Genomic DNA, 15,342 nt, shown 5'->3' with positions numbered 1-15,342 from the left:
ACCAGCGCCGACGACAAGGTGTCGTCGGCGCTGGTCGGGGCGCGGCGGGTCAGCAGATGCTGAAGACGTTGTGGCCCCAGACCTTCCACGAGACCACGCACTTCGTCTTCTGCTTGGGCTTGTCGTTGCGATGTGGAGAGCGGGTGTCTCCGCCGAGCATGTCGTAGAGGAACCACAAGCCGAGGCCTCGTCTCATTGCCTTTCCATCGGCTCTGAATTCGCCCTTGACCTTGCCGAGTTGTCCCCTCGGGGTGACGCCGCCCTTCTTCCAGATCTCGCCGGCCCGGTAGAGGGTCCAGCTGCCACGGGAGACGACGTACCACTTGACGTAGTACCACCCGCCGCCGTCGGCCTTTCCCTTCGCGAGGGCCGAGCCGAGGACGGCGCAGGTGTTGGCCGGGGTGCCCCTGATGAAGCGGCAGATCGCGTATCCGGCGCCGGCGACCTTCACCAGCGCATAGTCCTCACCGCCGAGGATGGAGTTCCCCTTCTTCTTGGGGCGGTCCTTCGCCTTGCGGTGTTCCTTCTTCTTGGGCTTCTTGGCGTTTTTCTTGGCCTTCTTCTTCTTGAGCTTGGCTGCCTTCTCGCGGGCCTTTTTGGCCGCCGCCTTCTTGGCGGCCCTCTTGGCCGCCGCTATCTTCTCCTTTTTCTTCTTCGCGAGGTAGCGCTGGTAGTCGCAGCCATCGCAGTAGTGGTGGGCGGCGGCGCTCTTGGTGGCCTTCTTGTGTTTCTTGGCCTTCTTCTTCTTGGGGGCGCTGCAGCCGTCGCAGTAGTGGCCGCCGGGCAGGACGCGCCATTGGCCATCGGGGTCGCTGGCCGTGATCGGCGTGTTGTCGGCGTACGCGTAGCCGTTCAGTTGTTGCGGGTTGTCGAAGTCGGCGACCGGGTCGGTGGAGATGAAGCGTCCGCGGGCGGAGTCGTATTCGCGGGCGCCGAGATGGGTGAGTCCGGTGGGGTCGTCGACGCCGTCGACGTAGCCGTGTTCGTCGGGCCAGGTTGTGGGCTTGGTGCCGCGGGCAACGCCGAAGGGGGTGAAGCGGCGCTGCTCCTGCGTGAGGTCGTTGGCGTTGACCGAAAGGGTGTTTGTGCCGTTGTGGTCGGCGACGGTGAAGCTGAGACCCGACTCGTTTCGGACGGCGCTGGTGGTGCCGAGGTCGTAGTAGCGGGTGGGTGTCACCGTGCCGGTGGGACTGAGGTGGAGTTCGGAGTTGTCGAGGTAGAGGGTGCTGCCGTCGGTGCCGCGGGCGATAAGTCGCTCACCGTCGGCGTCGTACAGATAGCTGGTGGCCTTGCCGTTCTCGGTGAGGGTGGCCAGATTGCCTTCGGCGTCCCAGGTGAGAGTCTGGGCCTTCCCGGCGACGTTGCGGGCGGTGGTGTTGCCCACGGCGTCGTAGGTGAAGCTGTCGGTCCGGGTGCCGGTGGCGACGCCGGCCAGCGTGTGCGGCCGGGGTCCTCCGGCGGCTGGGTAGGTGTAGTTGGATGTGGTGGCGGCGCCGGTGACCGGGTCGTGGTTGGTCTCGCTCAGCCGGTTGCCAGTCTTGTCGTACGTCCAGCCCTGCCAGTACGGCGCGGGTCCGGCCAGTGCGCCGGCGCCGGGTTGGGTGGCGCAGTCGGCAGCAGGGGTCCATGCCTCGGTAAGTCGGCGCAGGTAGTCGTAGCTGAAGCACTGGACATCACTAATACCGCCTTGGGGTGTGTCGGCGATCTTGGTGATGTTGCCCGCCGGGTCGTAGGTGTACTTCATGTCCGCCAGGTGTTCGGGGGCAGTCGAGCGGTCGACCAGGACCCGGTCCAGGTTCCGGGTCGCGTCGTCGTAGAACGCCGTGTGGACGAGCTGCTTGCCGGCCGCGGCGGACAGGGTTGACTGGGCGACTTCGTCGTACGGCGTGTAGGTCGCCGCGGTAAGCATCGTGCCGAGCCCACTGTTCGCGGTCTGCAACCGGCCGGCCGAGTCGTAGCCGTACCGCAGCGTCTCCGCCGCGAGCCCACCCGCTGCCGGGTAGGACACCAGCGACGGGAGACCTGTGGCCGTGTAGCCGGTGTTGGTCTTGTAGGACCCGGCCAACGCGCCCTCGGAGGCGGGAATCGCGACGGTGCTGGTCAGCGGCCGGTACCGGATGTCGTACGCGTCGACCGACTTGGTGTAGGCGTTCCCGTTCACGAAGCGGGTCGAGGTCGCGAGCATGCCCTTGACGCTGGTGCCCGAGACGAGTGTGTCGTAGGTCCACTGCGCGCGCTTGGTGCCGGACGTGGACCCGTCGTACATGCCGGTACGGCGTCCCAGGCCGTCGTACGTATAAGCGAGGGTCATGCCGCGCGCGTCGGTGCTGGTGAGGATCTGGCCGGCGTTGTCGTAGGTGAAGCTGCTCGTCCCGGTGTCAGGGTCTTCGCGTTGGGTGACACGGCCGCGCAGGTCGTAGCTGGTGTTCCACGTGTTGCCCGCCGGGTCGGTCGTGCCTGCCACGTCGCCGCGGTTGTTGTAGGTGTACGTCGTCGCGTCGTAGGAACCGGTCGGCGAGCCGCCGGTGTACTGGCGCAGCTCGACGACCGCGTCGTCGGCATCGGTGATGGACGTGGTGGCCGTGTCGCCGTCCGGCGGATCCACGCTGATGCGATCTCCGCCGTACGTCGTGGTGGTGCGCCACTTCTCGAACCCGTGCGAGCGGAAGATCTCCACGGTTTCGCGTTCGGCGCCGTCGTAGACGGTCACGTCCTGGCCGGGTACGGCCGCGTCGGTCACCCCGGTGAGCAGCGTCGCACCGGCGGTGCCGCTGTTCCAGTACGAGCCGTTGGACTTCACCTCCAGGCCGCGTGCGTCGTAGAACGTGTCGGTCACGACCCGGCCGCCGTCGGCCGCGGGGTCCTGGGTCTGCCGTTCGCGTAACTGCCCGTCGAACAGGTCGTAGCCGGCCTCGTACGTGCCGTCGTCGCGGACCTCCTCGGTGGTGATCACCGACGGCGCGTCCTGCCGGATCAGGTAGGAGTACTTGGTGTTCGGGGTCTTCCCGGCCGCCTTCGACCGATCCGGCAGCCACACCGCGGTGATCCGGCCGAGCGGGTCCCGCGTCGTGTCGGTACGCCGCCCGTTCTGGTCGACCTCGGCGATCGACTCACCGAACGCCGGCTCGACAGTCGTCGTGGTCACATGCCCGGCCGGGTTGGTCACGGTGATATCGGTGACGGCCGCGCCACTGGCCGGGGTGTAGGTGGCCGACGACTTGCGGTCCAACTGGTCGTAGGTCTCGATCGGCCGGCCGTAGGTGTCGTAGACCGTCCGTCCCTCCTGGGTGTAGACCGGCGTGGTGCCCGAGTAGGAGGCGAGTTCCTTGCTGAGGGTCTCGTCACCCTTGGTCGGCGCCGCACCCAGAGTGGTGGAGCCGTCGTAGTAGGTCAGGTCGTCGGACACCGCGTCGGCCGGATACGACGGTGTCGCGGTGCAGGCCACGGACACGGTCTGCTCGCGGGCCTCGAAGTCCATCAGGTACGACGAGGTGTTGCGGGCGTACGTGGTACGGGTGCATTCCTCGTCGCCGGTCTTGGCGGTGTCGCCGAGGTCGTTCTCCTCGACCTCGAGTCCGTAGGAGTCGTACGTGGTGCGGGTCTCGGTGTTGCGCCATCCACCGGACGACAGCGCTTCACGGGACCGTTCGGCGGCCTCGTTGACCATGTAGGCCTTGAGCGTGCCGTTGCGGGTGACCTGGGTGGCGGTGGGGGAGGAGACCAACGGGTCGGTGATCACGCCCTCCAGTACGCTGGCGCCTGCCTCCGTGTAGGTGAGGGACTCGCGTTCGAACCCGGCCAGCGCGGGCTGATCGGTGATCGTCCCGCCGAGTGAGTCGGTGACGGTCACCGACCGAGTGCCGCCGTTCGCGAGCTTGTCGCCGTCCATGCCGCGCAGGTACAGATTCTCCTCCTGCGAGCGGGTCTCGCCGGGGTTGCCGTGGAGCTCCCGGACCCGGCCGTAGCCGCGCCACTGTCCCCAGGTGCGGTACTTCGCCGGGGTCAGCTCGTTGTCGTCGTAGTGCCACGCGCCGCCGCCGTCGTACTCGTAGTCGGTGCGCTCGATCCCGGCCACGCCGGCCTGGTCATCCTCGAGCACCGTGACCGGCACGTACTTGTGGAACCAGTCCCGCGTCAACGACTCCGACCCGTCGGCCTGCCAGTACTGCGGGAAACACCGCTTGGTGTTCTGGTCCGGAGCCGGCAACGAACTCGCCGTACACTCCGGCGCCGAGTAGTTCACGTGGACGTGCCCACCGGCCTCGTCGTACACGTCGGTCAGCCGCCACTTGTACATCGGCGGAATCCCCTCTGCGGCGTCCACCCGGTTGGCCAGCTGCACACCCTGGAACGACACCGAAGGCAGCGACGCGGTCCCGCCGACCTTGCCGGTCGCGGTGATCGACGCCAGCCACAACGCCGGCGATGTTCCGTCACCAGGGTCACGGAACTCATAGCCCAACGCCCACGACGTCGCATCCCGGTAGGTTGTCCCGGACACCCACAGCTGGGTCGTCACGGTCGCCAGCCGCTTGCGCGTCCAGAACGTCGGCGAATACAACCCCGTGCACGACTTGCCCGCCGAACAGTTCTGGTCGTACGGCACGTCCGGCCAGTTCGCGGCATTGGCCGACGTGATGTCGCCGGTGCCGCAGGTCGCTCCCGCCGCGCAGCGCTCGTCCACCGTGAACGACACCCGCATCGGAGCCGCCGCCGAATACATCGACGTGGACCGCTGGCCGTAGTCGACCCGCTTCAGGTACCCGCCGCGCACGTACTGGGTGCCGGCGCTCGCGGTCAGGTTCCGGCCGTAGTAGTTCGTCTCGCTGCCGTAGAAGTACGACATCGCGTTGCCGTTCGGGTCGACCACGTAGTCCAGGTTCCAGCGCCACGCCTGCGTGCAGTACGACGCCGCGAACGACGCCCCGTGACACGGCTCACCCGCGTCGTTGCCGAACACCGGCGCCGTCCAGACCGAACCGGTCTCCTCGTTGCCCGCGGCCCACCCCGGCAGCCGGTTCAACCCGAAGTAGTACTGCGTGCCGTCCCGCGACGTCAGCCGCCAGTGCTCGCCGTCGTTGTCGCCGTTCACTCCACCGGTCAACCGCTCCAGCCGCGAACCGTCGTCGTCCCGCAGTTTCCAGGTACCGGTGGCGTCGTCACGGACCAGCTCGGACGCGGTCCCACCCAGAACCAGGTAGGCGTTGTCGGTCTCCCAGCACAGGTCCTGCGGCTTCGGTGTCGTCGACACCTCATCCGCGCACGACGTGTACCGCCGCTCGACGAACCCCTCGTCCAGGCCCCAGCCTTCCCCGACCCACGACGACTGGTTGTTCGTCGACGCCACCCGGCCGTCGATGTCACCCGACGAATAGCCCAGATCCAGATCCGGCTCCGGGCCGCCCAGGCCGTCCGGGGCATCCATCGGGTAGCCCCACGTGAACGCACCTGACGAGCCGCCCGCGTTCCACGACGCCGACGCCGACAACGCGGTCGGCTTGTAGCTACCCGCGCTGCCCGCGGGTGCCGACGACAACGCCAGCACCGTCGCCTCACTCGATGCGGCGACCTCGGTAGCGATCCGGTTGTCGCCGGTGACACTGGACTTCAGTACCTGCCCGTCCGAGCACCCGGCCTTGTCCGGTGTGGTCAGCGCACACGCCGGCAGCCGCACCAGCCGCAGGCGGCTTGCCCAGTCACCGCCGTACGCCGAACGGAACGCCGAGTAGTCCACCTCGACCTTGACCTGGCCACTGCTCGCAACGAGGTCGGCGCGACCGACGCTGAACAGCATCCCCGAAACGCCCACCTTTTCGGCGGCCGAACGGTCGTGAACCTGAACGCGCACACGGTTCACGGGCGTCGACGCAGCGCTCTTGACCCGCCCCGCGCCGACCCGAACCGGCAACCGGCCGGCCTGCGTAGTGGTGCCGTCGACGGGGAGCGACACCTCCGCCGCACCCGGCTCCGGTCGACTGACCTGCGGAGGTTGGCGCAGTACGGACGCCGCCTTCGGATCGGCTGGACGCGACCTCGGCGCGGAATCGTGCCCAGGCACCGAGAACTCGGTCTGCGCCGCGGGCCGCCACGCAGTGGACGCACCAACATCGGCGTGCGCGACGGGCACGGCGACCAGGCTGCCGGCAGCGAGCGCGACGGCCGTGACTATTCCGGTGAACGGCACCAGCATGGCGCCACTCCTTTCATCGGGCGGGGCGGAACTGTGCCCACGGGCGGGTGGGTCACAGCTGGGACGGCAAGTACAGGTCGGCGATCTGCTGATCCGTGAGCACACCGGAATACATCTGCACGTCGTCTATGGCGCCGGTGAAGAAGCGACCGAGGCCGGCCGCCGACGTCCACCCGGCTCCGAAGCGTGCCGCCCCGGCCGCATTCCACGCACTGCGGTGATACGTCTCGGTCACGAACTGGCCGCCCACGTACAGCCGCAGCATCTGGGCCTTCGCGTCGTACACCCCCGCGACGTGCGTCCACCCACCGGCCACCGGCTCGTCAAACGGGCCGACCGCGGTGTGCACCTCCGCCGCCGCCGAGTCCGCGACCGGCATCGCCACCGACCAGCGGTAGCCGCCGTACATGTCGTCCCAGGCGTATCCCAGGCTGAAACCGCTCACCTGCGAGCCGTCCTGACTGATCACGACTTCGTTCTTGCCGACCGCGGACGGCCTCACCCAGGCGGCCACTGTGAAGCTGCCGTCGGTGCGGACCGCCGGCCCCGACGCCGTCAACACACCGGTGGTGCCGTTCAGCTGCACCGCGTTGCCGGTCTTGCCGGCCACGCGTGACACACCGCCGGCCGACCAACTGGCCGGATGCGCCCCGGCGGCGTCCCCGGCCGTCGTACCGGAGCTCTCGTCCATCAGCCACTGACCGTCGCGCCGGGCCACCTGCTGGATCTCGCCCGGCAGCAACACCCGGTTGTGCACCTGGAGCTGGTCCAGGTCACCCGGCCAGTACTCGCCGTAGACTCCGTTGACCTTCGACCGCCCGATCTGGAACGAGCCGGCCGCGCTCCACGGCGTGGTGTACGCCGTGGTGGCCTCGAGAACGCCGTTGACATAAAGCCGGATCTGGGCGTTCGGTGCGTCGTACACACCGGTCAGGTGGACCCACCCGCCGTCCGCCGCGGGCACCGTGGTGGAGATCGCCCGGATGTAGGTCGGCGAGGCGACGTCAGCCGAGGTGCGGTTGAAGATCCACCGCCGGTACGAGCTCGAGTAGTACAACGTGAAGGCGCCGGCCTGGTTCCCGACCTGGGTGGCCACCACCGCGGTGTGCGACGTGTCGGTCAGCCGTACCCAGCCCGACACGGAGAACGAGTTCAGCGTGTTGAGCACCGCCCCGCTCGTCGCCGCGTACCCCGTGGTGCCGTTGAGCGTCAGGGCACTGCCCTGCCTGCCGTCGCCCCATGACGCGCCGCCACCCAGGGAGGCGCTGTGTCCTCCTGGCCCGGAGTCGACCGCCACCGTGCCGTCACCGGTCTCGTCCAGCCCCCAGTCTGCGACCGGGCCTGGCGCCGGGCCGGCGTAGAACACCGCCGTCACCACCTCGGAACGGTTGCCCCCGGCATCGACCGAGCGGACGTGCACCCAGTTCACGTACCGATCCGGCACTACCGAAACTGTCGCCTCGCCGCCCTGCTCCGACGGCGTCGCGGTGAGGTTCAGCGCAGTCGAGGTCCCGTTCAGGGCGTACTCGTACCTGACGACATCGGACTCCCCGTTCGCGCCGAACGTCACCGGCAGGCTCGTCCCCATCACCGCGTCGCCGGCTCCGTTGTCCGGGAACCCCGACGACACCGCCGTCGGCGCCTCGGGCACGGTGGCATCCACGGCGAACTCACACCACGGACTCCACGCGCTGACGTCGATGCCGTCCTCGGCCCGTACCCGCCACTTGCCGACCGCGCCGTTGCCGAAGGCACCCGACGGAACAGAGGTCGCCACGACCGTCGGCGTCGCGCCCGCGACGACCGGCGAGACGTACTCCCCGACAGGGGCCGTACCGTCGACCGTCCACCACTCGAAGTGCGCCTGGACCGAGTTGTCGGCGTCCTGGAGAGTCGCTCGAAGCGCCGGCGTCACCGTGGACACGACCAACCGATCGGGGCCCGTCACACACGACGCCGAGCCCTCTGTGGTGAGGTTGGCCGGGTTGTCAGGAATCGTGTTGTAGTCGATGGTGATGCTCGGGTTGTTGGCGAACTTCTTCCACGAGTACGAATCGTTGTTGCTCTCCGCCCACGTCGAGGCCCGCAGTCCCTGCGTGATGTTGGACCAACCGTTGGCCGCGGCGTTCGTGACGTGGCTGGTCACGTTGAACTCCACCCCGCCGGCCGGGCAACTGGACGACGAAAAGCCCTTCGCGAAGCTCTTCTTCTCCATCTGGTACGCCCAGGTCGGCTGGTTCCTCCAGGTCGTCGCCGAGGAGATCGGGTTGGTCGCCCACACCTGCACCTCGCGCACCGTGCAGGACCACGACCAGTTCGCGGATGTCTGCAGCGTGGCCTTGAGGATGTGCTTGTATTTCACGCCGCTGGTGTCGAACTGGAAGAACGAGCGGGTGCGCTTCTGGTCCGTGCTGTCATAGCCCACCCGGGCGACCTTCTCCGAAGTTCCGAGGTTCGCGCCGTTGTAGAACGACGTGGTCGGGTAGTTGCTCCACACCTGGGTCCAGGCCTGCTTGATGCCGGACCACGACGGGTCGATGTAGACCGGGAACCGGGTGGTCTTGCCGGTCAGCAACGCCCGATCCGGCACGAGTGACAGCTGATCCCCGGCTACCCGGGCGCCGACTGCCGTCACCCGGCCACCGGGCTGTACGGCGGACCCGTGACCGGAGGAATCCCACATGTACGGCGCGGGTCCACTGAACACGACCTCGCCGGCCGGATCCGTCGCGGTCAGACCGGCCGCCGTGGCATGAACCACCAAACCCTTGGCTGTCAGGCGATACGGCAGCGTTCCGAGCGCCGGGTTCACCGCGGCCGCCGCGTTCTTGACCACCAGGATCTGGGACAGACCGGCAGTCGACGCGGTCAGGACGAGGTCGACACCGGGCAAGACCTCCGGGTAGGTCGCGGTGTCGCCTGACAACACCGGCTGGGGGAGTTTGCCCGGCCAGCCGACAGCCAGCTCATGGCCGTCCCGGCGAAGCCGCACCAGAGGCGTCTCACCGCCCCCGGAGAACGCCAGATCGAGCGGGCCGGCGACCGGCGCCACCGTTCCGTCCGTTCTGGCTCGCAACGTCATGTCCACCGGCACCCACCCCGACGACCCGCGTACCCGTACCGGCAACGCCGACTCATGCCGGGTGAACGAACCGTCCGGATTGGCGAACACCTGCCCTGTCTCGGTGGTCAGCGCGCCGACCTCGACCTGGCGCCCTGTCCTGGCGGCGGCATCGCGCGCCTGTGCTTCGCCGAACACCGTCGAGGCTTCGTCCGGCACCGTCGCGGAAGCAGCCGGCGTCGACGCAATGACGACCAGGCAACCTCCGAGGAGAGCGAGGACACAGCTCATCGTCACCGCCAACCAACCGGCCTGACGCAGGCGTTGAAGAGTACGAGACGGCATGACGGCCTCCACGGGACGAAGGAAGAACTGAGTCCTCCGTGTCAAGGAACACGGTCCGGCACCGTCGCGTCCACGACGTCCCCCACGATCGTGCGCGTATCGACAACAGACGTGCGCGTGCCGGCCGGTGTACAGTCCAGCGGTTGTTCTCAAGGCCACGTAAGGATTCGGCGCCCGGGGTTGTGCAGTGCGGCGGTTGTCACGACCCTGCTCGCAGTACGTTCAACAGGACAGGATGATGGCGTGCGGATACTGATCGCCGAGGACGACGACAGCGTCGGTGAGGCGCTGGTCGACGTCCTCGGTGCGCATGGTCACCAACCGCATCGGGTCTCCAGAGGCGCCGACGTGCTTCTTCGGCACAGCTCGGCCGATGTCGTGTTGCTGGACCTCGGCCTGCCTGACGGAGATGGGCTGGACGTGCTGCGAAAGCTGCGCCAGGTCAGCGAAGTACCGCTGCTGGTCGTCACCGCGCGCGGTGACGAGCGGTCGGTGGTGCGCGGCCTGCGGCTCGGAGCGGACGACTATCTGGTGAAGCCCGTCCGGTTGGGCGAGCTTCTGGCCCGGATCGACGTGGTGGTCACCCGTCGCGCCCGGAGCTCACTGCCGGCCGGGGTGGTCGAGGTGGGTGACGTCGTCATCGACCTGACTGCTCGACGCGTCAGGGTCAGCGAGCGGGAGGTCGCGCTCACTCCGAAGGAGTTCGACCTGCTCGGGGCGCTGGCGCGCCGAGCAGGTGCCGCGGTGAGCCGGGAGGTGATCCTCGACGAACTGTGGGGCGACGCTTTCCTGGCGAGCTCGCGGGCACTCGACGTCCATCTTGCCCAGCTACGTGTCAAACTCGGCAGTCCCGGCCTGATCACCACCATCCGCGGTTTCGGATACAGACTCGGCGCATGAGAACGCGAGTTCTGATCGTGCTGACGGTCTTCTCCCTCGTCGCAGTTGCCGGGTTGGTTCTGCCGCTCCTCGCGACCACCTCTCAGGCCCGCACGCAGGCGCTGTTGCTCAGCCGCGTCGCAACGCTTGACCGGCTCGCTGCACTGGCCAGGGAGATCACGGATGCCGGCGACCTGGCCGCCGTGCAGGCCGAAGCATCCCGGATGACCGAGGTGTACGGCGAAGACCTGCTGCTGGTGGGCCCGAGCGGACAACCCGTCCTGTCCACCGGCTCGCTGGACCTCGACGATCCGGGTGTGCGAGAGGCCCTCGCATCCGCGTCGCGGAACCTTGCGCAGACGACCCTCGACCCGGTTCGGCCGTGGAGCGAGCCACGGCATCTGCTGGCCCGTCCCGTTGGCACCCCCCATGAGTTGGCCGGCGCAGTCGTACTGCGCGTCGACGCCGGCCGGGCGATCTCCGGCGTCCGTCGCGACTGGGCGCTGATCGTGACCGGGGCGATCGCCGCCGAGCTACTCCTCCTCGAGCTGGCGATCCTCCTTACCCGCTGGGTGGTCCGTCCGGTCCGGCGGCTCGAGGAGGCGGTCGTGGGCCTTGCCGAGACGCCGACGACGGGCCTGGCCGTGATGCTGTCAGGCCCGCCTGAGCTGCGTCATCTGACCCGATCGTTCGCGGACATGGCGGCCACGGTCACACGATCTCTGGAGATGCAGCGCCGGATGGTGGCCGATTCGTCGCACCAGCTGCGGAACCCGCTGGCGGCCGTCCGCCTCCGGCTCGACGCCCTGGCCTCGGAGCTCCACGATCCGTCCAGCCCGCGGTTCGCCGGCATACAGCAGGACCTTGATCGGCTCGAAGCGCTGCTCAACGATCTGCTCAGGCTTGCTGAGGCGGAGAGCCGGCGCCCGGATGCCGTGGCCGGTCAGTCGGTGGTGTCCGAGGTGCTCCCCGGTGAAGTTGGAGCGTGGCGGCTGCTCGCTGCCGAAAACGGTGTCGACCTCGCAGCCGATCTCGCCGTTGTACCGCCTGTGGCGATCAGCGGAACTGACCTGCAACAGATCGTCGGCGCTCTCGTCGACAATGCGATCAAGTACGCCGGCGACGGAGCGCGGGTGATCGTCCGGATCGAGCAGTCAGGCGCGGATGGCGTCCGGCTCAGTGTCGTCGACGACGGGCCAGGGCTTCCCCGGGAGCAACGTGAGTTGGCATCGCAGCGGTTCTGGCGCGCCGATCAGCACCAGTCGTCGCGGGGAAGCGGCCTCGGCTTGGCGATCGTCGACCAACTGGTGAGCGCCGCCGGCGGGACGCTCACGATCGAGTCGGCGACGCCACACGGCCTGGCGGTTCACGTCGACCTGAGGACGGTGACATGAGCGACGAAGCAGGCACTCGGCGGGACATGCTGCGCTTGTCCCGGCGGGCTCTTCTCGCTGCCGGACTGGCATCGGTCGTGGATGGTTGCAGCTCCGGCCACACCCTCGTGGACCGGCTGGTGGTGGCCGGCGGCGAGCGTGGCGGGTTCTACCTGGAGTTCGCACAGCTCCTCGCCACCCAACTGACGGCTGCCAAGGTCGCCCGGTCCGTCGAGGTGCGGTCGACCGAGGGCAGCCTGCAGAATCTCGAGCTCCTGCGTCTCAGGCAAGCAGACCTGGCAATATGCCTCGCCGATGCCACGGCGCAGTCTCGCGAGGTTGTCGCTCTCGGCAGGGTGTATGAGAACTATTTGCAGTGCGTGGTCCGCGCGGCCGGACCCGTCCGCCAGTTGCCTGACCTCGTCGGCAAGCGGGTCTCCTCCGGGCCACCAGGCGCCGGTGCCGCGCTGACCACGAACCGGCTCCTCATCGCAGCCGGCATGCACGCCGAGCGTGCGCCCATGATCGCGAACCTTCATCTCTCGGACGCCACTGACGCGCTTGCCACCGGACGGATCGACGCGATGTTCTGGTCCGGTGGGGTACCGACCCGGCGACTGTCGGATCTCTCCGCTCAGGTGCCTATCCGCCTGCTGCCTCTCGATCGCTGGCTGTCCACGCTGCGCACCGCTTACGGCGTGGTCTACCAGAGGGCACAGATCCCGGCCGGCACCTACGGCGGTGTCGAAGAGGTCAGCACGATCGGCGTACCGAACCTGCTGATCTGCCGTCCCGAAGTCTCCCGTGCGGTCGCGTCGAAGATCGTTGAGGTGCTCGTCAAGCACGCAGCGGGGCTCGTGCCGGCCGCCGCGGTCGGCGCGCACTACCTAGATCCGAACTCCCTCATCGGCACCAGCCCATTGCAGCTCCACCCAGGCGCGGCCGAGCGCTATCGCAGCGTCCACGGCTGAGCGGACGACTCAAGCGGTTACGCGAAACGCCTCACCCAGGCTGTCGAAAGCGGCGCGGCAGTGGACACGTCTTGGCGGAGTGGTTATCGGATGGTGCCTTCGGGGGTGCAGGTGGCCAGTTCGACGTGGTATCCGTCGGGGTCCTCGAGGGTGAGGGCTTGCGCCGGTGCTGAGGCGGCGGTTCGAGGGTGGACGTCGCCATGTACGGCGTGGAGTTCCTCGGCGCGTTCGTACAGCTGGTGGATCGAGGCGTCTGCCAGCAAGCAGATGCTGATCGAGCCATTGGGTGCCGGCGTGCCTCGGCGTAGGCGGATGGCCTGGCCGCCGACGGTAAGCGATACCTCGCCTTCGTGGTCGAGGGTTGCTCGTGAGCCGGTCAGCGCGGACCACCATCGGCGGCTGACATCAAGGTCGGAGACATTCAGGACGACGTGGTCGAGACAGGTCGCGCGGATCTTCATGATGCGTCTCCTTTCGCTGCTCCGACTCTGCGCCGGATGGTCGCCGAACGTCCAGGTCCGGGTCCCAGCCGATCGATCAGTCAGGGTAGGTGCCGAAGTCCTGCGCGATCCGGCCATGGCGGGGGTCGGTCTGTTCCGGATAGTTTGTCGGCGCTCTGGAGTCGATCGCCGAGGAGGACCTTGATGGATCCGCGCGGTTTGAACGAGTCGGGAACTGTCTCGACACCGGTGCTGGACATCGCCTACGACGCGACCGGACCGGCGGACGGTCCAACCGCCGTACTCCTTCATGGGTTTCCCTATGACGTGCGTTGCTACGACGGGGTGGCCGCAGTCCTCGCCGACGCGGGGATGCGTGTGGTGGCTCCGTACCTGCGGGGATTCGGGCAGACCCGCTATCGCGGCGCGGACATCATGCGCTCTGGTCAGCAGGGCGCGCTCGGCCAGGATCTGCTCGACCTGCTCGACGCACTCGAGATCGAGAGCGCGGTCGTGGGCGGCTTCGACTGGGGCGGCCGGGGCGCCTGCATCGCGGCCGCTGTGGCGCCCGAGCGGGTCACCGGCTTGGTCACGGTGGGCGGGTACAACATCCAGGACATCGCCCGGTCCGGGGAGCCGGCGCCTCCGGAAGCCGAGAGCGCTGCCTGGTACACCCACTACTTCCTCACTGAGCGCGGACGAGCCGGGCTTGAGCGCTACACCGACGAGCTCTGTGGGCTGTTATGGCGGCAATGGTCGCCGACTTGGACAGATACTGCAGCGGCCTTTGCTGCTACCTCGCCCAGCTTGCACAATCCCGACTTCGTCGCCACCGTGATCCACTCCTACCGGCACCGTCGCGGCGCGGCTCCCGGCGACCCGCGCTACGACCAGCTGGAGAACTTGCTGGCGACCACGCCGGCCATCACCGTGCCGACCATTGCGCTCGATGCGCTCGCCGATGGCCTCGGCGCCGACGACTCGAGTGTCGATGAGCCGCTGTTCATCGGCGGCTTCGAGCGGCGAGAGCTGTCTGGCATCGGGCACAACCCGCCGCAGGAGGCTCCGGAAGCGTTCGCGCGTGCGGTCCTGGACGTGGCAGCAACAGCCTGATCGAGCTGACCCATGCCATGCGCATGCGGATTCCCTCGCCGAGGCGATTGAGCGGTGCCGGCATCCGGCCACGGCCGACAACGGGTACGACTGGAACCGGCGCCCAGCCCAGCGATACCAGCAGGCCTGGATCCATCGCAGCGCCGCGACGGTGATGATGCGGTCGACGCAAGTGATCCTCGCAGCCGTGGTGTTCTGAGCATTCGGCCTGAGCCTCGACGTGGTCTACGACGTGATCTGGCAGTTCGCCCGCTATCCGGTTCAGCTCGACCGGCCCGCACTGCAGGCGACCTTCACATGCGCCCGGCTCCGGTCAGCTGCAATGGTGTCCCACGTGGCTCCGTGGTCCCGGTAGTCGAACAGTGTCTCGCCGCCCGCGATCACGAGCCGAAGATCAGGGTCAGTTGCTTTGAGCAATGAGTACGCGCGCAGCAGGACGGCGAGCCTTGGCGGGTAAGGCTCAAGATGCGCTGCGTCGTGTTTCGCGGGGAGCCAGCGGCCCCGGGATCGCTCTCAGGGCGAGGGTCGCGGACTACAGGCTGACGGTCTGGTCGTAGTCGCCGTAGGTGTTCTGGGCGCCCTTGAGGTTACTGAGGAACGGCGTGGCGGTCAGTGGTACGTCGCGCGCGTACAGCTGGGCCACCGGAAGCAGAGGCGCGGCAGGACCCTCGTGCCACTTGTCGCAGCACAGCCACGGCTGGTTGGCCGGCCACAGCAGCGGCCCTCCGACTGAGCTGTCGTACGGCGACGGGGAACCGGGGCGGGGATGCAACCGGATCGCCCGGCGCGCCAATGCGCCCAGTTCAGTGAAGATCCCGGCGACATCGAGCGGCCGCGGCGGGGTTGTACGGAGGATGTTCACGGCGCCGATATTCCCGCACCGTTCCACCTCGCGAACCGCTGCTCCGGAGGCTGTGACGTGACGAACAGTCACGACCAGCTGGAGCCCGGAAAAGGGTGCGCCCCAGAC

The 15,342-nt window shown here is 68.2% G+C and carries 8 protein-coding genes; 4 read left to right on the top strand and 4 right to left on the bottom strand.

Going from position 1 to position 15,342, the window contains the following annotated elements:
- Nucleotides 1–49: 49 nt before the first annotated feature.
- Both ACQPYH_RS23005 and ACQPYH_RS23000 read right to left on the bottom strand, forming a co-directional pair.
- Nucleotides 50–6,190, bottom strand: a complete 6,141-nt coding sequence (locus ACQPYH_RS23005) for an RHS repeat-associated core domain-containing protein (protein WP_432874878.1) — start codon at nt 6,188–6,190, stop codon at nt 50–52.
- 52 nt (nt 6,191–6,242) lie between these two features.
- A complete protein-coding gene (locus ACQPYH_RS23000; protein WP_432874875.1) occupies nt 6,243–9,596 on the bottom strand; it encodes a LamG-like jellyroll fold domain-containing protein in 3,354 nt (1,117 codons plus the stop codon).
- 243 nt (nt 9,597–9,839) lie between these two features.
- Between ACQPYH_RS23000 and ACQPYH_RS22995 the strand changes: the two genes are divergently transcribed.
- Genes ACQPYH_RS22995 through ACQPYH_RS22985 form a run of 3 tightly spaced genes read left to right on the top strand, consistent with a single transcriptional unit; the run spans nt 9,840 to nt 12,819 of the window.
- Nucleotides 9,840–10,496 (top strand): response regulator transcription factor, encoded by a 657-nt coding sequence (locus ACQPYH_RS22995; RefSeq protein ID WP_432874872.1) that lies wholly within the window; start codon nt 9,840–9,842, stop codon nt 10,494–10,496.
- The gene (locus ACQPYH_RS22990; protein ID WP_432874870.1) at nt 10,493–11,869 is read left to right on the top strand and encodes a sensor histidine kinase; all 1,377 of its coding nucleotides are present in this window, start codon (nt 10,493–10,495) and stop codon (nt 11,867–11,869) included. The genes ACQPYH_RS22995 and ACQPYH_RS22990 overlap by 4 nt, the downstream gene beginning before the upstream one ends.
- A complete protein-coding gene (locus ACQPYH_RS22985; RefSeq protein WP_432874867.1) occupies nt 11,866–12,819 on the top strand; it encodes a TAXI family TRAP transporter solute-binding subunit in 954 nt (317 codons plus the stop codon). The genes ACQPYH_RS22990 and ACQPYH_RS22985 overlap by 4 nt, the downstream gene beginning before the upstream one ends.
- A gap of 83 nt (nt 12,820–12,902) precedes the next feature.
- On the opposite strand, the gene ACQPYH_RS22980 is transcribed toward ACQPYH_RS22985, so the two are convergent.
- Nucleotides 12,903–13,280, bottom strand: coding sequence for a VOC family protein (locus tag ACQPYH_RS22980; RefSeq protein WP_432874864.1), 378 nt, complete (start codon nt 13,278–13,280; stop codon nt 12,903–12,905).
- Nucleotides 13,281–13,463: 183 nt separating this feature from the next.
- Here ACQPYH_RS22980 and ACQPYH_RS22975 point away from each other — a divergent pair, with 183 nt between their 5' ends.
- Complete coding sequence (locus ACQPYH_RS22975; protein ID WP_432874861.1) at nt 13,464–14,372, top strand: alpha/beta fold hydrolase; 909 nt, start codon at nt 13,464–13,466, stop codon at nt 14,370–14,372.
- A 532-nt stretch (nt 14,373–14,904) separates the two neighbouring features.
- On the opposite strand, the gene ACQPYH_RS22970 is transcribed toward ACQPYH_RS22975, so the two are convergent.
- Nucleotides 14,905–15,234, bottom strand: coding sequence for a hypothetical protein (locus ACQPYH_RS22970; protein WP_432874859.1), 330 nt, complete (start codon nt 15,232–15,234; stop codon nt 14,905–14,907).
- Between the last annotated feature and the right edge of the window lie 108 nt (nt 15,235–15,342).

The sequence above is a fragment of the Kribbella sp. CA-245084 genome, from assembly GCF_050942355.1.
In the GTDB taxonomy this organism is placed as follows: Bacteria; Actinomycetota; Actinomycetes; order Propionibacteriales; family Kribbellaceae; genus Kribbella.
Note: the sequence above shows the minus strand (reverse complement) of the source record. Positions and strands in the feature narration are given on the sequence as shown.